Source organism: Photorhabdus cinerea, from assembly GCF_011189575.1.
GTDB lineage: Bacteria > Pseudomonadota > Gammaproteobacteria > Enterobacterales > Enterobacteriaceae > Photorhabdus > Photorhabdus cinerea.
Genome location: NZ_PUJW01000021.1, coordinates 24,581 through 49,506, shown reverse-complemented (window position 1 = coordinate 49,506; position 24,926 = coordinate 24,581). Strand labels below are relative to the sequence as shown.

Below are 24,926 nucleotides of genomic sequence, written 5' to 3'. Positions count from 1 at the left end.
AAGAATTTATGTTTTAAATATAAATCTCGGCCAACAACGCCGAGATTTTACTTTATATACCAGCTAATTATCCTTCATTAACCAGCCGGATAATCAATTGTCCGTGCTCAACACTGACCTGCACCGGTTGCCCGGTCGCAAAGCCCGCTTCTTGCAGCCAGTTCCCTTTTAAGTGCAAACTGGGATGCTGACTGTAATGCGATTTTAGTTTATTTTGGAAACTATTTCTGAGTTTTATTTGTTAATGTTTTTATTAATTTATTTATATTTTAATATTAAATTTATGATGTTTATTATAAAAAATTGACAAATATTTATACTTTTCTCCAGTAGTTATTAATATTGGTACTGAGTACTACGGTTATATACCCGTTATCTTTCAAGTTGCCTCTTTGTTGGCTGCACTCACTCACCCCGGTCACAGAGTTATCTATGCTCCCGGCGATTCGCTCCCTTGCCGTCGCGATGCATCTTGAAATCCATTGGGTATAGTATTTAATGGATTTATCAGCATGATTATTTAATGTCGGTATCAATGTTATGGTTGAATTTATTTGTAGGAAATTAATTAACTAATGGTTGAACTAATATCACATTTTTTATTTATTGTATTGACATGATGATGTCATTAAATTACTTTTAAAATGATTGATTTCAATTAATTGTTAATGATTCACATGATTACCTTGTGTAATTTTATTTTAATACTGTTAATGATTTATTAAGAGGAAATAAAATGGTAAAAATAATTTCATTTATAGTCTGTTTGCTTCCTTTTTTTGCCCTTGCCGGAAATCCATTAAGTCAAGTTGAATAGAATTATGGTGAATGTTTGTGTTAATCAAGGTTACCTGCGAGGATTTGAATTGCAACCCCTTGCTTCTTGCATGCCCTGCAATATGCAGATCGTTATCTCCGATCCGTTTTCCGTTTTTTTCAGCCCCAAAAATCAGTTCTGCTAATGTGACCGTAGAAATAGCCATGCGGCCTGTATTCTTATTGAATTTAGGTAGCATGGATTCAGGGAGTTTTTTATCGCGAAAAGGCAGATACTTAATCGTCGAAAGATTCTCTTTCACTTGTCACTTGCTCAGGGCGTTCAGGTAAAAAATCATCAGTCACAGATTGATCAGACAGAAAAAACTATCCCATGTATTTTGTATGGGAGCAATAATCCGCTCCTTGCCTCTTGACATATCATGACACGTCCTTTGATTATTACTATATATCATAAGAATATAACATAAAAACAAATTGCTCTCCCCTGATAGTCTTACAGGGAATTCTTCCCTTGATGATCACCATACTCATATTGTTAGGTAGATTAAGTGTGCGAGGCGTTGTGTCTGAGGTGTAGACAATGACTAAGGGTCAACATGTTGTAAAGGTCAAACAGATAAGACAGTGATTCAATGAATCTACCTTGATAACCGTATTTTTCTACTACAAAGTTATTAATTTTTTTATTTGATGTTATGGATCGCATTTTGGTGATGAAAAGCGGCGTTATTATGCGTTAGTAAGATCGCTTAACGACAGATGAAAATAAAGTCGTGGCCTATTTGGTTAGTATAACGATGAAACTTGTCATTTAATTTATCACTATGATTTATTTAGAGGTTCACTATGGGTAGTACTGGAAGTGTAAGTGCATGGGATGAAGCATTATTAATTGCGGCTATTCAATATCCTGTTCCTATAATTAAGGGACCTGAAGATATTCAGGTTCAGGTGCAGCAGATTTGTAAAACAATAGATTCAACGAAAGCGGGTTATCCTGATCTGGATATTATCGTATTCCCGGAATATTCCACGCAGGGATTAAATACGAAGATCTGGACCTATGATGAGATGTTATTATTGTTGGACGGCCCGGAAGTTGATTTTTTTCGTTCGACCTGTATTCGCAATGATATCTGGAGTGTATTTTCGGTAATGGAACGTAATGAAGATCCGTCGCTGCCTCCTTATAACACCGCTATTATTATCAATAATGAAGGTGAGATTGTGCTGCATTACCGTAAGTTACAACCTTGGGTGCCTATTGAACCCTGGATGCCGGGCAATATGGGAATGCCGGTCTGTGAGGGGCCTAAAGGTTCAAAACTGGCGGTCTGTATCTGTCATGATGGTATGTTTCCTGAGTTGGCACGTGAGGCAGCCTATAAAGGTTGTAACGTCTTTATTCGTATTTCCGGTTATTCGACTCAAGTTAATGACCAGTGGATCTGGACTAATCGTACTAATGCTTGGCAAAACCTGATGTATACCGTATCGGTTAATTTGGCCGGTTACGATGAGGTTTTCTATTACTTCGGTGAAGGTACAATTTGTAACTACGATGGTAACGTTATTCAACAAGGGCAGCGTAACCCGTGGGAAATTGTCACTGCCGAATTGTTCCCGCGTCTGGTGGATAAAGCGCGTGAGAACTGGGCGCTGGAAAACAGTATTTTTAATCTTGGTTGCCGGGGTTATGTTGGTAAACCCGGTGGTGAGAGAGCTAATTATCTGACTTGGGTGCGCGACCTGGCAAACGGTGAATATAAACTGCCTTGGGAGGCAAACATCCGTATTCGTGATGGATGGAAATACTATCCAGAAGGGGTGAAACTGGGGCCATTACCGAAAATCGATAAATAATCGAGACGATAATAACACAGCACCGCAGGGTTCGCGGTGCTGTTATTTTTTTCCATCCTGTGGTGAAGGTAAATTTTTTTCTGAAAGATATTGTAGAAATATAGGCTATAATGACTATAGGGTTAACTATTACGTATTTTTTTCATAATGTTCCTCTGCTTATTGATATGAATCATTTTTTTGATTTTAAATTAGAATTATTACGAGTCATTTATCGGTTAATTATTGTAGTGAGGTAGGTGTTTATTGTATTTTGATTTGTTTTAATGTGTTTGTTAATTATTTATGTCAGTAAATTATTATTAATTTGTTGAATAAATTAATAATCTATATAGTGATTTGATGTGGTTTGAAGATTTATAAATGAAAATCAGATATATAAAATATGTGTTTGATCTAATTTTAGGTATATACGATGAAATTTTCAATTGTGAAACGACAGTTCTGAAGCTGGGGTAAATCTTGGGAGGAAAGAAAAACTTATACTTTAGTATTGATTGTAGTGGAGGGTAATTTTATTGTATATGCAGATGAGTATTGGCAAACTAAATGGTATAAAGCTTGAATCCTGTTTGTACCATCCGATAAATCACATCAAAGAATAACTCTCTTAGAATATGTTGTCTGATAATCAATACGGTATTGCATCAATGGTAATCTTAGCTATATTATAAACAAATAATATATAATAAGGTTGATTTTAGTTTGAAATTATTTCTTTACGAAGTTAAATATAATTAACTTTCACATTAATTATAGGATTTTATTATTAAATAACAGGTGGTGAAATTAATTTTCAACTAAATTTATATCCTTAAGTAATTAAATGTACAGGATGTCTTTGTAAATATTTAATAAGTTGTTTTGGTAGGTTTTTTTTTCGTTCATTATTAGAATGATAATCTTTGTTTTTTAGAGCGTGATCGAAGTCAATTCATGCCAATAGTAGTCTATAAATCCGTTTTAAGTCATAGAATTAAACGTTAACTAATCATAGACATTTATATAAAAAAGGACGAAGCAGAGTGTTTGTTTACGGTTCATAGAATGAACCATTTATTCTATTTATCGCCATAGAATTGTTAATCAGGCGGTTATTTACGTCCAACGCCAGAGAGAAAGTATTGCCTGAGCATCTTGATTGATGCCTGGCGAGTCCGTCTTTATTCCTCCAAAGGTAAAACGAGGAAAAATAAAAGAAAGCACTTTGATGACTGTCGAGAAAGGCAGTTTTCAAATATCTAACAGAATCGTTGAGGTTGTAAATGAAAGATAGCATTGTTAAAGCGGAAAATATCCTTAAAGCAGAACTCCTCTCTCAGACGTCAAAAAATATAATCAATAACGTAAATAATATTCCTGCTTCATCACGTACCTGCGTCGTGGTGGGAGGGACGACTCTTGCAGTATTCTGTGCCGAGCAAATTCAGTCGGCTGGGCATACAATACAAGCGGTGCTAACTGATGATGATGTTTTGCAAACCTGGGCTATCCGGCAAGGAATCGTTTGTGTGGACTCTGTTGATGAATTACAACAGCAAATCATGCTACACCCTGTCGATTGGCTTTTCTCAATCGTCAGTCCGATCATTCTGCCTATGTCGCTGATTGAACAGATTCGCGGCGGCGCTTTTAACTATCACGATAGCCCTTTACCCCGCTATGCGGGTTGTCATGCCACTTCTTGGGCGCTGTTAGCGCAGGAGGCACATTACGCTATTTCCTGGCATTGCATTGAAGCTGGTGTGGATACCTGCGATATTGTTGTGCAATGGCCGGTATCTATTGAGGAACACGATAGTGCATTTTCATTGAATCTGAAATGTTATCAGGCTGCTCAGGAAGGATTTATTCAGTTATTGCAGGATCTTGCTCAAGGTACGTTGGTGACCCATCCACAAGATCTCTCGCAACGGAGTTTTTATGCCCAGTCACGTCGGCCTGATGGTGGGGGGTATCTGTGTTGGGAGCAGCCGGGTGAGGTATTGTCAGCGTTGGTACGGGCCTTAGATTTTGGAGAGAATTATCTAAATCCACTGGGCTGTCCGAAAGTATTGCTTAAGCAGGGCACCGTGCGAATTTCCTGGCTTGAACGGTTGAACAGTTGTTCTCAGGCGGCACCAGGTACGTTGATTGATGTAGAAGAGAACGCCTGGCAAGTCACGACGGGCAGTGGAGATGTGCGGATTGGTGGTTTTACCACTCTTGAAGGCAAAGTGTTATTTGCTGATGAGCTTGCTGCTATATCAGAACTCAGGCCGGGTAAATCATTGCCTTTGCTTTCTCCACAGCAAGCACAGAATGTAAAAAATACCCTCCAGTCACTGGCGCCCAGTGAATCATTCTGGTGTGAGCGTCTTGCCTCTTTGCAGCCATTCCAATTACCTTTCGAAATTGCCGGGGAGCAGGTAGAACCCAGATGGGCAATGAGTGTCTGGCAACCTCCGTTGCCGAAAAACAGTGAAACAGATCCATTGCAGATGTTGTTGCAGATATTTGCCATTTATCTGGCGCGTTTGACTCATCAGACCAAGTTCCAAATCGGTTGGTATGTGGATGAAGCAAAAGATGAACTGGGTTTATTGGCTGGTTTGTCACCGGTGGTTCCCATGGCGATTGAGGTAGCATTTGATAAGCCGTGGAGTGTAGTAGCTGACTGGATTGGTAACGAACTTACATGCTTAGCGCAACACCGTACATTTTGTTGTGACCTTCTTTCCCGTTCTCCTGCATTAAGTGCGATCCCAGCGTTAACAACCTGCCAGCCATGGCGGATTGCTGTCTCGGTCATAAAGGATGACAGACAGTGGGAGAAGGATGTGTCAGGTGAACTTCTGACATTGCAGATTAATGCACAGGGTGGTTTTCGCTGGATCTACGATGCAACTCGTTTGCACGTAGAAGATATTCAGCGGATGAGTGAACATTTACAGGTGTTGGCATCATCGGAAAAAGTGGGTGATGAAATACCGGTTTGGCAGCTTAATTTATTACCTGAATCCGAACGCACACTACTGCTGGAAACCTGGAACGCCACTGAAACAATCTATCCTGACCAGCTGTGTATTCATCAGTTATTTGAACAACAGGTGGAGAAAACTCCGGCGACCACGGCATTGATAGCAGGAGATAAGACCCTTAGCTATGCTGAACTCAATGCGGGTGTTAACCGACTGGCTCGTCAATTGATTGCTCTGGGGATTAGCTTGGGTGATCACATTGTAATCCTATTAGAGCGTTCGATTAAACTGGTGGTAGCCCAGTTGGCTATCCTTAAAGTGAGGGCCGTTTATGTTCCTATCGATCCCAGTGTGCCGGACGAGCGGAAAAACAGGCTGATAAACGATTGCTCAGCTCGGTTACTAATCACTGATGTACAGTCTGATATCCCGATTGCCCTGACTGTTCCGTTATTGTGTGTTTCTGCGGAGGTAGATACGCACGGGCAAGAAGAGACGGATTTCAATCTTGATTTACCTTGTCGCAGTTCAGACGCTGCTTATGTCATGTATACCTCCGGTTCGACGGGTACACCCAAAGGAGTCATCGTGCCTCATCGTGCGGTAATTCGGCTGGTTATTAATAATGGCTATGCGGAAATCGGGCAGGATGACCGGGTTGCTTTCACCGCTAACCCGGCTTTCGATGCCAGTACCTTTGAAATCTGGGCGCCTTTGCTTAATGGTGGAGCGTTGGTGGTGATTGATCATGCCACGTTGCTGACGCCGCAGGCGTTTATACAGGAGTTACAAGCTCATCACATCACGGTTTTGTGGTTAACTATCGGGTTATTTAACCGACTGGCCGCTGAGTTGTCCTCGGTGCTTCCACAGATAAAAATGCTGATTTTCGGGGGGGATATCCCCGATCGGCATGTGATTGCTGAGGTTTTGGACAACAGTCCGCCCCAACAATTATTACAAGCCTATGGCCCGACGGAAGGAACGACGTTTACCACGATGTACCGTATCGCGTTGTTACCTCCGGGGATGGCGAAGGTTCCAATTGGCCGACCGATAGCCAATACACGTGTTTACTTGCTGGATGATTATGGTCAGCCGGTGCCGTTGGGTGGCGTCGGTGAGATTTATGTTGGCGGTGATGGGGTTGCTTGTGGTTATCTCAATCGCCCGGAATTGACGGCTGAACGCTTTCTGGTCGATCCGTTTAGTAATAAGACGAATGCGCGTATGTATCGAACCGGGGATTTAGCTCGCTATTTGTCGGACGGTAATTTGGAATTCTTTGGCCGTAATGACCAGCAGGTTAAAATTCGTGGTTTCCGCATTGAACCGGGAGAAATCGAAGCCCGACTAACGGAATATCCTGCGATACGTGAGGCTGTCGTGCTGGTTCAGGATGATAGGCAGGATAAGCGGTTGGTTGCCTATGTGGTGGCAGAAGCGGATGAGGAGTTGGTTAATAATCTGCGTACCTACCTGAGTACAATTTTACCTGACTACATGGTGCCAGCGGCTTTTGTGCATCTGGATGCCTTCCCGCTGACTCCTAATGGTAAGTTAGATCGCCGGGCGTTGCCTGCTCCGGGTGAGGAGGCTTTTGCTCGTCAGATTTATGCTGCACCGCAGGGGGAAATAGAAGCCACGTTGGCGACTATCTGGCGTGAATTGTTGGGTATTGAGCAGATTAGCCGACATGACAACTTTTTTGCGTTGGGTGGTCATTCTTTCTTTGCCTTACGGATGATTGAGCACCTGCGCAACCTTGGGTTAACGTTGGTTGCCCGCGATTTATTCCGATATCCAGTATTGTCTGAGCTTGCTCATATGTTGGGGCAGCATCAGGCTATAGTGGTACCGCCTAATGTGATTACACCGGCAACGACAGCATTGACGCCGGAGATGCTGCCACTGATTGATCTAACTCAGCTTGATATTGACCGTATCGTCGGACAGGTGCCGGGAGGGATCGCCAATATTCAGGATATCTATGCCTTGTCGCCGCTACAGGACGGTATTTTGTTCCACCGTTTACTCACAAATGAAGGTGACCCGTATCTGTTGGCCTATATGATGGCCTTCAATGATCGGCCTTTGTTGGACCGTTATTTGGCAGTGGTTCAACAGGTGGTTGATCGTCACGATATTTTACGTACTGCTTTTCTCTGGGAAGGATTGTCAGTTCCGGCTCAGGTAGTTTGGCGTCAGGCACCTTTGTCAGTGACTGAATTGATGCTGAATCCAGCTGATGGCCCAATTATTGACCAGTTAACCCAGCGTTTTGACTTACGTCAGCATCACCTCGATTTGGGCCAGGCACCGTTGCTGTGCTTTATAGTGACACAGGAAACGGATGATCGCTGGATAGTACTGCAATTGCAGCATCATTTAACTGGTGACCATACAACGATGGAGGTCATGAACCACGAGGTTCAGGCGTATTTTTCCGGGCAGGAGGGCAGTCTGCCTGCACCGCTACCTTTCCGCAATTTAGTGGCTCAAGCCCGATTGGGGGTAAGTCAGGAAGAGCATATCCGCTTCTTTACTGACATGCTGGCTGAGGTAGATGAACCGACGTTACCGTTTGGATTAGTGGAGGTCCATCGTGATGGTTCACAAGTCACCCAATCGCACCGAATGCTGACAGCCACGCTGAATGACCGCTTGCGCAATCAGGCGAGGCGTCTGGGCGTCAGTCTGGCTGCTTTGTGTCATCTGGCTTGGGCGCAGGTATTGTCGCGTACCAGCGGGCAGCAACAGGTGGTGTTTGGCACGGTATTGTTTGGGCGTATGCAGGTGGGTGACGGGGCTGATAGCGGCATGGGGCTGTTTATCAATACCTTGCCGTTGCGGTTGGATATTGATGACACTTCGGTACGGGACAGCGTACAGGCCGCACATACCCGATTAGCAGCATTGTTGGATCATGAACATGCATTGTTGGCGCTGGCTCAGCGTTGCAGTGGTGTACAGGGCGAAACGCCACTTTTTAGTTCCTTATTGAACTACCGGCATAACGATCAGTCGATGACGCCGGATAAGGTGGTGCCGGGTATTGAATTCCTTGGCGAAGAAGAACGTACTAACTATCCGTTTGTGCTGTCGGTGGAGGACGGTGGTTCCACTTTGGGGTTGACCGCCCAAGTGGTGCAGCCGTTTGATCCAGAACGGGTATGTGGTTATATGCAACAGGCATTAGAAAGTCTGGTGGAAGTGCTTGAACAGGCGCCAGAAACACCGGTACGTACATTGAACATCTTGCCAGAAGCAGAACAACAGCTGTTGCTGAAAATCTGGAATGCCACCGAGGCGCCGTATCCTGACCAGCTATGCATTCATCAGTTGTTTGAACAGCAGGTGGAGAAAACCCCAGAGGCCATTGCGCTGATAGCAGGAGATAAGACTTTCAGTTACGCGGAACTGAATGTTTGTGCTAATCGGCTGGCTCGTCAACTGATTGAACAGGGGATTAGTCCCAATGATCACGTTGCGATCCTGTTAGAACGATCTGTTGAGTTAGTAGTGACACAGTTGGCCATTCTCAAGGTCGGTGCGGTTTATGTGCCGATAGATCCGAAAGTGCCGGATGAGCGGAAAAATTGGCTGATAAACGATTGTTCAGCCAAATTGCTGTTCACTGATGAGCAGGCTGATGTCCCGGCTGGCCTTGCTGTGCCGTTATTTCATCTCTCCAGCGATACCATTACGGACAGGGAAGAGGATCGTTGCAATCTTGACTTACCCGGTTCCAGCGCCAAGTCAGCGTATATTATGTATACCTCCGGTTCGACCGGTACAGCCAAAGGAGTAATCGTGCCTCATCGTGCTGTGGTCCGACTGGTGATTAATAATGGCTATGCGGAAATCGGACAGGATGATCGGGTTGCCTTTACAGCTAATCCCGCTTTTGATGCCAGCACATTTGAAGTTTGGGCGCCGTTGCTCAACGGTGGAACACTGGTGGTTATCAACCATGCTACTTTACTGACGCCATCGGATTTTGTACGAGCTTTACAGGTTTATCGAATCACTATTCTGTGGATGAGTGTTGGCTTGCTTCACCGGTTGGTGGCGGAGCTGTCTCCGGTGCTTCCGCAGATCAAGATTTTGATTTTCGGCGGTGAGGTCCTCGATCCGCATGTGATCGCTCAGGTTTTGGACAAGAATCCGCCGCAACAATTATTACAAGCTTATGGCCCAAGTGAAGGCACCACCTTTACCACGATATATCCCATTACGGCGTTACCGCCGGGAGTAGCAAAGATCCCTATTGGCCGGCCAATTGCTAACACGCGCCTCTATCTGTTAGACGCGTATAGGCAACCGGTGCCACTAGGTGCGACCGGTGAGATTTATGTTGGTGGCAATGGGGTTGCCTGTGGTTACTTTAATCGCCCGGAATTGACTGCTGAACGCTTTCTGACAGATCCATTTAGTGATGTACCGAATGCACGCATGTATCAAACCGGGGATTTGGCCCGCTACCTGCCGGATGGCAATCTGGTGTTTGTTGGTCGTAATGACCAACAGGTTAAAATCCGGGGTTTTCGGATTGAACCGGGGGAAATCGAAGCATTTTTGACTGAGCATCCGGCGGTGCGTGAAGCACTGGTATTAGCGGTAAGTGATGGACAAGATAAACGGCTGGTTGCTTATGTGGTGGCCGAGCCAGATGACGGGTTAGTGGTTAGTCTACGTGAACATTTAAGTACAATTTTACCTGACTATATGGTGCCAGCGGCTTTTGTGCGTCTGGATGCCTTTCCGCTCACACCTAACGACAAACGGGATCTCCGGGCGCTACCGGCTCCGGGGGAAGACGATTTTGCCCGTCAGATCTATGAAGCGCCGCAAGGGGAAACTGAGATTGCTTTGGCTACTATCTGGCATGAATTGCTGGGAATTGGACAGATAAGTCGGCATGACAACTTTTTCGCGCTGGGCGGTCATTCGTTGTTAGCGGTACGGATGATGAACCGGATAGCCGCTTTAGGCATCAAACTGCCGTTGAGCACGCTATTTGAATTTCCTTCATTGTCAGCTTTTGCCGAGAAGATGAGTGTTCAGTTTGGTGAACCAGATAGCATATTACCCGCAATCATGCCGATATCTCGCGATAGCGAGTTACCTCTGTCATTTGCGCAACAGCGTCTGTGGTTCTTGGCCCAATTTGAAGAGGTCAGTAATACCTATCATATTCCGGTAGCATTGAGTTTGCGGGGTCAGTTCGATATTGCTGTCTGGCAGCGTGCACTTAATCACTTGTTTGCTCGTCATGAGGCTTTACGCTCCATATTTGTGACGGTTGATGGTCACCCCCAGATCGAACTGTTGCCGGCGGAATTTGGCCTGCCGATGAAAAAATACGATCTGTGTAAAGTACCTGATGTGGAGAAACAACTTAAGTATCTTCGCATGCAGGAGTCTGAAACGCTGTTTAATCTCGCTCGTGGGCCGTTAATCCGCTCTGCTTTGATACAACTGGCTAATGATGATTACCTATTCCTGTTGACCCTGCATCATATTGTTTTCGATGGTTGGTCTGTCAGTATATTGATGCATGAATTAAGTGCCCTCTATACAGCTTTTCTGACCGGGCAACCTGATCCATTGCCTCCATTACCGATTCAGTACCCTGATTACGCCGCTTGGCAGCGTCAGTGGCTTTCGGCTGAGCGTATTCAGAACCAATCTGACTATTGGCGAATGATATTGGCTGATGTGCCGGTATTGTTGGATTTGCCAACTGACCGACCACGCCCTGTACAGCAATCATTTGCGGGGAATTTATTGCCTGTCAATCTGAATGCTGAATTAACCCAATCCTTGAAGCGTTTGAGCGAGCAGCAGGAGGTCACATTGTTCATGACCTTACTGTCAGCTTGGGCTACGGTTTTATCGCGTCTGTCAGGTCAGGAAGATCTGGTTATTGGTACACCAAGTGCGGGGCGCAGTCGTCAAGAAGTGGAATTGCTGATCGGCTTCTTCGTCAATACGTTGGCCTTGCGTATCAATTTATCGGGTGAGCCAAATGTGGTTGAGTTGCTTGCTCGTGTGCGGCAGACGGCATTGGCGGCTCAGGAGCATCAAGATCTGCCATTCGAACAAGTGGTGGAAATAGTGCAACCGCCGCGCCGATTGGCGCATACTCCCCTGTTTCAGGTGATGTTTGCTTGGCAGAACAATGAGAACCCAGATTGGAAACTGCCGGGGCTGGCAGTCTCACCTGCCGAGCAATTCCTTGATACCGCTAAGTTTGATCTTGAACTGAACTTGTCTGAGAAGGATGGCAAGATTGTTGGTTACTTGAGTTATGCAACGGCCCTGTTTGATCAACAAACCATCGAGCGGCACTTAGGGTATCTGTACACGGTGCTGCAAGAGATGGTGACTAATCCTCAGCAACCAGTCAGGGAGATCGATATTCTGACATCGGCGGAGCGCAGGTTGCTGTTGGAAATCTGGAACGCGACTAAAGTACCGTATCCTGACCAATTGTGTATTCATCAGTTGTTTGAACAACAGGCAGAGAAAACCCCGGCAGCGACAGCGCTGATAGCGGGAGATAAAATCCTCAGCTATACGGAACTGAATGCTTGTGCTAACCGATTGGCCCATCGATTGATTGAGCTACGGGTTTGCCCAGATGACCACGTGGCGATTATGTTAGAACGCTCGGTTGAATTGGTAGTGGCACAATTGGCCATTCTTAAAGTTGGTGCTGTTTATGTGCCGATAGATCCCAGTGTGCCGGACGAGCGGAAAAACTGGCTAATAAGCGATTGTTCAGCCAAATTGCTGCTCACCGATTCGCAGTTTGATATCCCGATTGACCTTGCGGTTCCGCTGTTCTGTCTCTCCAGTGAGATGGACACTATCAGGGGGAAAGAGTGTTTTAATCTCAATGTACCTTGTCTCAGTTCAGCTTATGTCATGTATACCTCCGGTTCGACCGGCATACCAAAAGGTGTGGTAGTGCCTCACCGTGCTGTGGTCAGGTTGGTTATCAATAATGGTTATGCTGAAATCGGACCGGATGACCGGGTTGCTTTTACGGCTAACCCGGCTTTTGATGCCAGTACGTTTGAAGTCTGGGCACCTTTGCTTAACGGTGGCACATTGGTGGTTATTGATCACACTACTTTGCTGACACCACAGGAATTTGTACAAGCGTTACAGGCTCATCAAATCACGATTTTGTGGCTGACTATTGGGTTGTTTAACCGATTAGTGGCAAGGTTATCCCCCATTCTTCCGCAGATAAAAGTTCTGATTTTCGGGGGAGATATCCCCGATCTACATGTAATTGCTGAGGTTTTGGACAACAGCCCGCCACAACAGTTATTACAGGCTTACGGTCCGAGTGAAGGAACCACTTTTACTACTATGTACCGTATCGCAACATTACCATTAAGGACGATGAGGGTCCCGATTGGCCGACCGATAGCGAATACTCGTGTTTATCTGCTGGATGGTTATGGTCAACCAGTACCGTTAGGGGTGATCGGTGAGATTTATGTGGGGGGAGATGGGGTGGCTTGTGGTTACCTCAATCGGCCTGAACTGACGGCTGAACGCTTTTTGACAGATCCGTTTAGTGATCAACCGAATGCGCGGATGTATCGAACCGGGGATCTGGCACGCTACCTGCCGGACGGAAATCTGGAGTTCCTTGGCCGTAATGACCAACAGGTGAAAATTCGGGGTTTCCGCATTGAACCGGGGGAAATCGAAGCCCGGTTGACAGAATATCCTGCGGTGCGGGAGGCCGCTGTACTGGCGTTGGGAGATGGGCAAGATAAGCGGTTGGTTGCCTATGTGGTGGCAGACGCGAATGACGAATTGGTTAATAGTTTACGGACTTATTTAAGTGCAATTTTGCCTGAATATATGGTGCCAGCGGCCTTTGTCTGTCTGGATGCTTTTCCGTTGACCTCTAACGGTAAATTAGATCGTCAGGCATTACCGGCTCCGGGAGAGGACGCTTTTGCTCATCAGGTTTATGAAGCACCGCAAGGGGACACTGAGGTTGCTTTGGCTGCTATCTGGCGTGATTTGTTGGGAATTGAGCAGATTAGCCGGCACGATAGTTTCTTCACTCTGGGAGGGCATTCGTTGCTCGCTGTGCAGATGGTTGAACGTTTGCGTAATCTGGGTTTAACGTTGGCAGTGCGTGATCTGTTTAAATCCCCGATGTTGTCTGAACTTGCTCAAACTTTGGCACAATATCGGGCTGTAGTGGTTCCGCCTAATATCATTACGTCGGCAACCACGGTGTTGACGCCGGAGATGTTGCCGTTGATTGCTCTAACTCAGTCAGAGGTTGATCACATCGTTGAGCAGGTGCCCGGCGGGATCAGCAATATTCAGGATATCTATGCTTTGTCGCCGTTGCAGGATGGCATTTTGTTCCATCATCTGCTGGCGAACGAAGGCGATCCGTATCTGTTAGCAGGTCAAATGGTTTTTGCTGACCGACCTTTGCTGGATCGTTATCTGGCAGCGGTTCAGCAGGTGGTTGATCGCCATGATATCTTGCGCACTGCCTTTGTTTGGCAGGGATTATCTGTTCCGGCTCAGGTGGTTTGTCGTCAAGTTCAATTGCCAGTGGCGGAACTGGTACTGAACCCGGCTGACGGACCGATCTGCGAGCAGTTAGCCCAATTGTTTGATCTACGCCAGCATCGTATCGATTTGAGTCAGGCTCCGCTTCTACGCTTTATGATGGCGCAGGAGACTGATGGCCGTTGGGTGGTGTTGCAACTGTTGCATCACCTGATTGGCGATCATACCACGATGGAAGTCATGAACCGTGAGGTTCAGGCGTATCTTACCGGGCAGGAAAACAGGCTGCCGGTTCCGGTACCTTTCCGTCATTTGATTACTCAGGTTCAATTGGGTGCCAGCCAGGTTGAGCATACTTGTTTCTTTACTGACATGTTGGCGGAGGTGGAGGAACCGACGTTGCCGTTTGGGTTGATAGAGGTACACCATGGTGGTTCACAGGTAACACAATCGCATCGGATGCTGACGACTGACTTGAATGACCGTTTACGTGATCAGGCTCGGCGTCTGGGGGTAAGTTTAGCCACATTGTGTCATCTGGCTTGGGCGCAAGTGTTGTCTCGTACCAGCGGCCAGAAGAAAGTGGTGTTCGGCACGGTGCTATTTGGGCGTATGCAGGCGGGCGAAGGCGCTGACAGTGGCATGGGACTGTTTATCAATACCTTGCCGTTACGATTGGATATCGATGATACCCTGGTACGGGACAGCATACAGGCGGTGCATACCCGGTTGGCTGGGCTGTTAGAGCATGAACATGCCTCGCTGGCATTGGCTCAGCGTTGCAGTGGTGTGCAAGGTGGAACCCCGCTCTTTAGTACTCTGTTGAACTATCGACATAATGCGCCGTTAGCAGCTTCGAATGAAATTATAAACGGTGTTGAGTTCCTTGGTGCGCAGGAGCGGACCAACTATCCATTTGTGCTGTCGGTGGAGGATTTTAGTGATGCGTTGGGATTGACAGTGCAAATCGTCCAGCCGTTTGATCCGGAACGCGTATGCGGCTATATGCAACAAGCACTGGAAAGTCTGGTAGCAACGCTTGAACAGGCTCCTGACACACCAATACGGACGCTGAACATTTTGCCAGAAGCGGAGCGCAAGCTGCTGTTGAAAACTTGGAACGCAACCGAAACACGGTATCCTGATCAGTTGTGTATCCATCAATTGTTTGAACAACAGGTGGAGAAAACCCCGGATGCCGTCGCGCTGATAGCGGGAGATAAGGCGCTGTGTTATGCAGAACTGAATGCCAGTGCTAACCGGCTGGCCCGTCAATTGATAGCGCAAGGGATTTGTCCGGGTGATCGCGTTGTAATCCTGTTAGAGCGTTCGATTGAACTGGTGGTGGCCCAGCTGGCTATTCTCAAGGTCGATGCTGTATACGTGCCGATAGATCCCAGCGTACCAGACGAGTGGAAAAACAGGTTGATAAACGATTGTTCAGCACGGTTACTGATCACTGATTTACCATCTGATATCCCGACTAATTTTGCAGTTCCGCTGTTCTGTCTTTCCAGTGAGATGGGAACAATCAGAGCGGAAGATCGCGCCAATCTTGATTTACCTTGTCATAGTTCAGATTCAGCCTATGTCATGTATACCTCCGGCTCGACCGGTACACCAAAAGGCGTGGTGGTGCCTCATCGTGCGGTGGTCAGACTGGTTATTAATAACGGCTATGCTGCAATCAGGCCGGATGACAAGGTTGCTTTCACCGCTAACCCGGCTTTTGATGCCAGTACCTTTGAAGTTTGGACGCCTTTGCTTAATGGTGGAACGCTGGTGGTGATTGACTATGCCACTTTGCTGACGCCGCGGGAGTTTGTGCGGGTGTTACAGGTTCATCGAGTTACGATTCTGTGGCTGACTATCGGGTTATTTAACCGGCTGGTAGTCGAATTATCCTCGGTTCTTCCGCAGATAAAAATCCTGATTTTTGGGGGAGATATCCCCGATTCGCATGTGATTGCTAAGGTTTTGGACAACAGCCCGCCACAACAATTATTGCAGGCTTACGGTCCGAGTGAAGGCACCACCTTTACTACCATGTACCGTATTGCCGCGTTACCACAAGGAACGATGAGAGTTCCTATTGGCCGACCGATAGCCAATACACGTGTTTACTTACTGGATGATTATGGTCAACCGGTGCCACTGGGCGCAACTGGTGAGATTTATGTTGGCGGAGATGGGGTTGCCTGCGGTTATCTCAATCGTCCGGAATTGACGGCTGAGCGTTTTCTGACAGATCCATTTAGTGATGAACCGAGTGGGCGGATGTATCGAACCGGGGATCTGGCTCGCTACCTGCCGGACGGCAATCTGGTTTTTGTTGGCCGTAATGACCAACAGGTTAAAATTCGTGGTTTCCGCGTTGAACCGGGGGAAATCGAAGCCCGGTTGACGGAACATTTTGCGGTGCGTGAAGCCGCTGTGTTAGCTCTGGATGACGGGCAGGATAAGCGGCTGGTTGCTTATGTGGTGGCAGACGCAGATGACGGGCTGGTTAACAGTTTGCGTACCCATCTGAGTACGATTTTGCCTGATTATATGATGCCGTCGGCTTTTGTGCGTTTGGATATATTTCCACTGACATCTAGCGGTAAACTAAACCGTCAGGCATTACCCGCGCCGGGAGAGGAAGCTTTTGCTCGTCAGGTTTATGCAGCGCCGCAAGGGAAGATGGAAACGGCTTTGGCCGCTATCTGGCGCGAGTTACTGGGGGTTGAACAGATTAGCCGCCATGACAACTTTTTCGTGCTGGGCGGTCATTCGCTATTGGCTGTGCGGATGATGAACCGAATAGCCGCTTTAGGTATCGAATTGCCGCTGACCACGTTGTTTAAATCCCCTTCTTTAGCCGCCTTTGCTGAGGTGATGAGTGCGCGACTGACTGAGCAAGGCAGTGGGCTACCGGCCATTATGCCAATATCCCGTGAGGGTGAGTTGCCGCTGTCATTCGCGCAACAGCGCTTGTGGTTCCTGGCTCAATTTAAGGGAGTCAGTGATACCTATCATATCCCCATAGCACTGCGTTTGCAGGGGCCGCTTGATATCACTGTCTGGCAGCAGGCGCTTAATCGCCTGTTTGCTCGTCATGAAGCGTTACATTCTGTATTTATCTCTGTTGATGGTCAGCCTCAAGTTAAACTGTTGCCAGTGGAATTTGGCTTGCCAATGAAAAAATACGATCTGCGTAACGTGCCTGATGTGGATCAACAACTTGAACATTTGTGTGTACAGGAAACTGAGACGTCATTCGATTTGACCCGTGGCCCGTTGATCCGTGCTTGTCTGATACAACGGGCTGACAATGATTATGTATTCCTGTTGACCCAGCATCACATTATTTCAGACGGCTGGTCTGTTAGCTTGTTGATGCGTGAGATGAATGCTCTCTATGCGGCTTTCTTGCTAGAGCAACCCGATCCGTTGCCACCGTTGGCGATTCAGTACCCTGATTATGCCGCGTGGCAACGTCAATGGCTTTCAGCTGAACGTGTCCAAATCCAATCTAATTACTGGCGCACTGCGCTAGCTGACTCGCCGGTCCTGTTAGATTTGCCAACTGATCGGCTACGTCCATCTCACCAGTCGTTTGTCGGACATTTATTGTCGATTAGTTTGGATGAAGAGTTAACGAAATCCCTTAAACATTTGAGTGAACGGCAGGGTGTTACGCTATTTATGACCCTGTTATCAGCTTGGGCTATAGTTCTGTCGCGCTTGTCAGGCCAAGAAGATCTGGTTATCGGTACGCCGAGTGCGGGCCGTAGTCTTCAAGAAGTGGAATCTCTGATCGGTTTCTTCGTTAATACGCTGGCCTTACGTATTGACTTATCAGGTTCGCCGAACGTCACCGAGTTACTTATGCGTGTGCGGCAAACCGCATTGGCGGCACAGGAGCACCAGGATTTGCCATTCGAACAGGTGGTAGAAATTGTGCAGCCCCCGCGCCGATTGGCGCATACCCCGTTGTTTCAAGTGATGTTTGCCTGGCAGAACAATGAGAATATGGAATTGAGGCTACCGGGGGTGACCGTCTCACCCGTTGAGCAAGCTTTTGATGTGGTTAAGTTCGATCTTGAGCTGAATCTGTCAGAGATGGATGGCAAGATTGTGGGTTATCTGAATTATGCAACCGCATTGTTTGATCGGCAGACAATCGAACGACATGCCGGTTATCTGTATACGATACTGCGAGAAATGGCCGCTAATCCTCAGCAACGGGTTGGAAAAATCGATATTTTGGCGTCAGCAGAACGCAGACTATTACTGGAAACCTGGAATGCGACAGAAGCCCGGTATCCTGACCAATTGTGTATTCATCGGTTATTTGAGCAACAAGTTGAAAAGCATCCTGATGCTATTGCGTTGGTGCATGAAGGGCAGAGTTTAAGTTATGCCGAATTAAATACCTGTGCTAACCGGTTAGCTCATCAGCTTATTACACTGGGTGTGGTACCAGATCAGCGAGTAGCGATTTGCGTGACACGCTCACCTGCAATGGTAATAGGACTGTTGGCAGTACTAAAAGCTGGCGGGGCCTATGTACCTCTGGACCCGGCTTATCCGGGTGAACGTTTATTACATATTTTAATCGATGCTGCGCCAGCGATTTTGCTGGCGGATAGCGCTGGATGTGATGCGTTAGGCGAGAAAGCGTTAGCCGGATTGACCCTACTTGATCCGAATTCATTACTTGACCAGCCGGACAGCAACCCCTTGGTGTCTTCATTGACTTCCCGTCATCTGGCCTATGTGATTTATACCTCTGGTTCTACTGGCACACCGAAAGGGGTGATGATTGAACATCGTGGGTTAGTTAATCTTATTCAGGAAAAAATTGTTCAGTTTGATATTCATTCAAGTAGCCGAATGTTGCAGTTTGCCTCGTTTGGTTTCGATGCCAGTGTTTGGGAAGTCATGATGGCGCTATGCGGTGGCGCCACTTTGGATATTCCTGCCGATACGGTTCGCCAGGAGCCACACCACCTTTGGCATTATCTGGAAGAGCAGGCAGTGACGCATGCCTGTTTGACACCAGCTATGCTCCGGGAGGGGGCGGGTTTACCGGTGATGACGATAAGGCCGACATTGATACTGGGTGGTGAAGCGCCCAGTGCAGCACTGTTTCAAGCTCTGAGTGGTCGGGCGAATCTGTTCAATGCTTATGGCCCGACGGAAATCACTGTTTGCGCGACTGTCTGGTCTTGCCCGCCAGACTATACCGATGAATTGGTACCGATGGGTCGCCCGACGGCCAACACGCGTGTTTATTTACTGGATACCTGCGGTCAGCTGGTGCCACTGGGGACGGTAGGTGAACTATATATTGGCGGTATAGGTGTAGCACGTGGTTATCTGAACCGCCCAGAACTGACAGCTGAACATTTTCTCACGGACCCATTTAGCTATGATCCAAATGCGCGCATGTACCGAACCGGGGATTTGGCTCGTTACTTGCCGGATGGCAATCTGGTGTTTGTTGGCCGTAATGATCAGCAGGTTAAAATCCGGGGTTTCCGTATTGAACCGGGGGAAATAGAGGCTCGGCTGATGGAGCACTCTGCGGTCCGTGAAGCACTCGTGTTAGTATCCGGTGACGGGCAGGATAAACGGCTGATTGCCTATGTCGTGGCACAAGCGGATGACGGGTTAGTTAACAACTTGCGTAGCCACTTGAGCATAACTTTGCCTGATTATATGGTGCCGGCGGCTTTTGTGCGTCTGGATGCATTTCCGCTGACGCCTAACGGCAAACTGGATCGCCGGGCGCTGCCGATTCCGGGCGAGGAAGATTTTGCTCGTCAGGTTTATGCCGCACCGCAAGGGGAGACAGAAACCACACTGGCGGCTATCTGGCGCGAATTGCTGGGAATTGAGCAAATCAGTCGGCACGATAGTTTCTTTGCACTGGGGGGACATTCGCTGCTTGCTGTGCGGATGGTTGAACGCTTGCGTAATCTTGGATTGATGCTGGCCGTGCGTGACTTGTTCCAATTTCCAGTGTTGTCTGAACTTGCCCAAACGCTGGGGCAGTACCGGGCGGTGGTAGTACCGCCTAATGTTATTACACCGGCAGCGACTACATTGACACCAGAGATGTTGCCACTGATTGATCTGACTCAGCCGGAAATTGACCATATCATCGGGCAAGTGCCGGGCGGAATGACGAATATTCAGGACATCTATGCTTTGTCACCGTTGCAGGATGGCATTTTGTTCCATCATCTACTGGCAAATAAAGGTGATCTGTATCTACTGGCCAGTCAAATGGCTTTTGCTAATCGGTCTTTATTGGATCGTTATCTGGCCGCAGTTCAACAGGTAGTTGATCGTCACGATATTCTGCGTACTGCTTTTATCTGGCAAGGGTTATCGGTTCCGGTTCAGGTGGTTTGGCGCCAGGCACCTTTGTCCGTGGCTGAATTGACCTTGCACCCGGATGATGGTCCGGTTGGTGATCAATTGATGCGACGTTTTGATACACGTCAGCATCGTATTGACTTGGGACAGGCGCCATTACTGCGCTTTGCTGTGGCGCGGGAGCATGATGGCCGCTGGATAGTGCTGCAATTGTTGCACCACCTGATTGGTGACCATACAACATTGGGCGTGATGAACCGTGAAGTTCAGGCGTATCTTGCCGGACAAGGGGACAACTTGCCTGTTCCGGTTCCCTTCCGCAATCTGGTGGCTCAGGCCCGATTGGGGGTAAGTCAGGAAGAACATACCCGCTTCTTTACCGACATGTTGGCTGGAGTAAATGAGCCGACGTTACCATTCGGCTTGACAGAAGTGCATCATGATGGTTCGCAAGTCACAGAATCACACCAGATGCTGGCAGCTGAACTTAATGACCGCTTACGGGGTCAAGCCCGGCGTTTGAGTGTGAGTTTGGCTGCTTTGTGCCATCTTGCTTGGGCGCAGGTGTTGTCGCGTACCAGCGGACAACAACAGGTGGTGTTTGGGACTGTCCTGTTTGGGCGTATGCAAGCGGGGGAAGGAGTTGATAATGGGATGGGATTGTTTATCAATACCCTGCCATTACGGCTGGATGTGGATGATACTCCAGTACGGGATAGTGTACAGATAGTCCATACCCGGCTGGCTGGATTGCTGGAGCATGAGCATGCATCTCTGGCGTTAGCTCAGCGTTGTAGTGGTGTGCAGAGTGAAGCACCGCTCTTTAATACTCTGTTGAATTACCGACATAACTCCTCTTTGCAAACCTTACATGAAACGATGAGTGGTATTGAACTCTTTGGTGGACAGGAGCGTACTAATTATCCGTTTGTAATGTCGGTGGAAGATTTTGGTGATGCACTGGGGCTGACGGCTCAAATTGTTCAGCCGTTTGATCCGAAACGCATATGCGGTTATATGCAACAAGCACTGGAAAGTTTGGTGGAAGCACTTGAACAGACCCCGGAAATATCGGTGCGGATGCCAGACATCCTGCCGGAGGCTGAACGCACGTTGTTGCTGGGAACCTGGAATGTCACTGAAACAATCTATCCCGATCAGCTGTGTATTCATCAGTTATTTGAACAACAGGTGGAGAAAACCCCGGAAGCCACGGCATTGATCGCAGGAGATAAAACCCTTAGCTATGTCGAACTGAATACTCACTCTAACCGGCTAGCGCGTCAATTGATTGCACTGGGGATTTGCCCGAATAATCATGTTGCGCTGCTGTTAGAGCGTTCGATTGAGCTGGTGGTGGCACAGTTGGCTATTCTCAAAATAGGTGCCGTTTATGTTCCTATTGATCCCAGTGTGCCGGATGAGCGGAAAAATTGGTTGATAAACGATTGTTCAGCCAAATTGTTGCTCACTGATAGGTGGGTTGATATTCCGATTGGCCTTGTTGTTCCGTTATTTAGTCTTACTGATGAAGCAGACACAAGCAGGGAAGAAGAAGGTTTCAATCTTGATTGGTCTGGTCACAGTTCAGACCCCGCTTATGTCATGTATACCTCCGGCTCGACCGGTATACCAAAAGGCGTGGTAGTGCCTCACCGTGCGGTGGTTCGGCTGGTCATTAACAATGGTTATGCGGAAATCAGGCAAGATGACCGAGTGTCCTTTACCGCTAACCCGGCTTTCGATGCCAGCACCTTTGAAGTTTGGGCGCCGTTGCTCAATGGTGGGGCGCTGGTGGTGATTGACCATGCCACTTTGCTAACACCACAGGCGTTTGTACAGGTGTTACAGGATCATCGAGTCACGATTCTGTGGCTAACTATTGGATTATTTAACCGGCTGGTCGTAGCGTTGTCGCCGGTTCTTCCGCAGATAAAAATTCTGATTTTCGGGGGAGATATCCCCGATTTGCATGTGATTGCTGAAGTTTTGGACAACAGCCCGCCACAACAATTATTGCAGGCTTATGGTCCGAGTGAAGGCACCACCTTTACTACCATGTACTGTATTGCCGCGTTACCACCGGGAGCGACAAGGGTCCCCATTGGCCGACCGATAGCCAATACGCGTGTTTACTTGCTGGATGATGATGGTCAGCCGGTGCCGTTGGGGGTATCCGGTGAGATTTATGTTGGCGGTGATGGGGTTGCTTGTGGTTACCTCAATCGCCCGGAATTGACCGCTGAACGCTTTCTGACAGATCCGTTTAGTGATTTAGCGAATGCGCGCATGTACCGGACTGGGGATTTAGCTCGCTACCTGCCTGACGGTAATTTGGAATTCTTTGGCCGTAATGACCAGCAGGTTAAAATTCGTGGTTTCCGCATTGAACCGGGAGAAATCGAAGCCCGGTTGACGGAACATTTTGCAGTGCGTGAAGCGGCTGTGCTGGCGTTGAGTGATGGACAAGATAAGCAGTTGGTTGCTTATGTGGTGGCAGACGCGGAGGACGGGCTGGTTAATAGTCTGCGTACTTACCTGAGTACAATTTTGCCTGACTATATGGTGCCGACAGCGTTTGTGTGTCTGGATGCCTTCCCGCTGACCGCTAACGGTAAGTTAGATCGTCGGGCGTTGCCGGTTCCAAACGAAGGGGATTTTGCCCGCCAGATTTACGAAGCGCCACAAGGGGAAATTGAAATCACCTTGGCGGCTATCTGGCGTGAGTTATTGGGTATTGAGCAGATTAGCCGCCATGACAACTTCTTTGTGTTGGGTGGTCATTCACTGCTTGCCATGCGGATGATAAACCTTGCCGCAGGTCATGATTTGGTATGCACATTGAATGATTTGTTTCAATTCCCGGTTCTGATGGAACTGGCCGCAAAAATGACCTCAGATTGGCTGTCTCAGCTACGGAGTCATGCCATACCTGTGCGATCTGACGGAACAGGGCTACCGTTGTTCTTTGTTCCCAGTGGGATGGGTGATTATTCCTATGTTTTTGGGCTGGCTCAGCATATTCAATCAGGCTATCCGATTTATGCGCTGCCTTGGCCGTCTATCAGTGAAGAACCCATGTTAACGATGGAGCAGCAGGCGACAAGAATGATCATCTTAATGAAGGCTGTTCAACCGGAAGGCCCGTACCGAATATGCGGTTACTCTTCTGGCGGTATACTGGCTTACGCCATTGCTCAGCAACTTTTGAATGCCGGTGAGACGATCAATTTTCTGGGGCTAATTGATACGCCTGCGCCTTACTATTCCAGGAAACAGGTAATCCCGCCAAAACTCCAGTTTTTTATTGAATTGGCAAGGCATTTAGGGGAAGAACGCATTGAAGAGATTGCCGCATTGTATCAAAGAATCGATGAACTGAGTTTGGTTCAATTTATTGCCGCGGCGCAGGAACTGGCGTTATACCCGTTAAATCTGAGTCCTAATTTGATTGCGAAGCGTTGGGAACAGATAGAAAATTATGCACAAATCGTCAGGGATTATGAACCGCAAGTATTAACGGTAACGCTTCATCAGTTCTATGCAATGGAACCTTCTTCACCCGTTCCTTTGGTTACGGATGACAACCCACGGCCTTTAAGTATGGAACCGTCATTAGGTTGGGCGCAGATAGTACCGGCTTCTTTGCTTCGGCTAATTCCTATTCCGGGTAACCATTTCAGTTTGCTGGAGGATAGTGAGGATAAAGTTGTTTTAATTCGAGCCTTAAATATGGCACTGACAATCAGTTGTGACGGAGAGGTTCAGTGATGATTTAATTGAGGTTTAACGATCCTGTGTTTATTTTATAATCCGGTATAAATGGTTTATGCCGGATTTTTTCTATATATTCATTATGTTACCTGCTTTTTTTAGGCAGATTATCATTATAAATTTCTTTATGTAATTATCGCTAAATAATATTGTTTATTAAGTATTAATTTCATTGGTAATAAATATATTTAATATTTTCATAAATAGATAATAAATGATTGGTCATAATTCGTAAAACGTTATATCTTAGTTTTAATTCTTTATATTTTCTTCGTTAAACATTGTTTTTGAATTTTTGTTTTATTAGATTTGTTTATTTAAAAGTGTTTATAGATACATCAGGTTAATATTTTTCTGAGTTTAATGTTGTCATTGTTGTGTATTCTTTATTAATAATTTGTTCTGTCAGCTCTTTTTCTCTGGAAAGAGCTGAGGGTTTGTATTGTGCGTGAAATAGGATATTCAACATTGTTGTTATATCTGACGGATACAGTTTTAACTTTTATACCCTATGGATTTCAAGATGGATCGCGACGGCAAGGGAGCGAATCCCCGGGAGCATAGATAACTCTGTGACCGGGGTGAGTGAGTGCAGCCAACAAAGAGGCAACTTGA

4 protein-coding genes and 1 pseudogene are annotated in these 24,926 nt (G+C 47.0%); 2 read left to right on the top strand and 3 right to left on the bottom strand.

Annotated elements, in window-relative coordinates; translation table 11 throughout:
- Nucleotides 1-67: 67 nt before the first annotated feature.
- From C5469_RS24545 to C5469_RS24305, 3 genes and pseudogenes are all read right to left on the bottom strand, one after another.
- Nucleotides 68-178: a SymE family type I addiction module toxin gene (locus C5469_RS24545; RefSeq protein WP_242689514.1), complete on the bottom strand. Its 111-nt coding sequence runs from the start codon at nt 176-178 to the stop codon at nt 68-70.
- Nucleotides 179-755: 577 nt separating this feature from the next.
- Nucleotides 756-1,079 (bottom strand): PIN domain-containing protein, encoded by a 324-nt coding sequence (locus tag C5469_RS23720; protein ID WP_339414575.1) that lies wholly within the window; start codon nt 1,077-1,079, stop codon nt 756-758.
- A pseudogene (locus C5469_RS24305) lies at nt 1,054-1,190 on the bottom strand (AbrB/MazE/SpoVT family DNA-binding domain-containing protein); the annotation flags it as partial. The pseudogene C5469_RS24305 and the gene C5469_RS23720, both read right to left, overlap by 26 nt.
- A gap of 436 nt (nt 1,191-1,626) precedes the next feature.
- Between C5469_RS24305 and C5469_RS17725 the strand changes: the two are divergent.
- Complete coding sequence (locus C5469_RS17725) at nt 1,627-2,643, top strand: formamidase (RefSeq protein WP_166309514.1); 1,017 nt, start codon at nt 1,627-1,629, stop codon at nt 2,641-2,643.
- Between the two features lie 1,265 nt (nt 2,644-3,908).
- A complete protein-coding gene (locus tag C5469_RS17720; protein WP_166309512.1) occupies nt 3,909-24,308 on the top strand; it encodes a non-ribosomal peptide synthase/polyketide synthase in 20,400 nt (6,799 codons plus the stop codon).
- Nucleotides 24,309-24,926 lie beyond the last annotated feature (618 nt).

What these genes read in the sequence shown, in the direction of transcription:
- C5469_RS17720 (WP_166309512.1), top strand. Translation starts at nt 3,909, where the DNA reads ATGAAAGATAGCATTGTTAAAGCGGAAAATATCCTTAAAGCAGAACTC.
- C5469_RS17725 (WP_166309514.1), top strand. Translation starts at nt 1,627, where the DNA reads ATGGGTAGTACTGGAAGTGTAAGTGCATGGGATGAAGCATTATTAATT.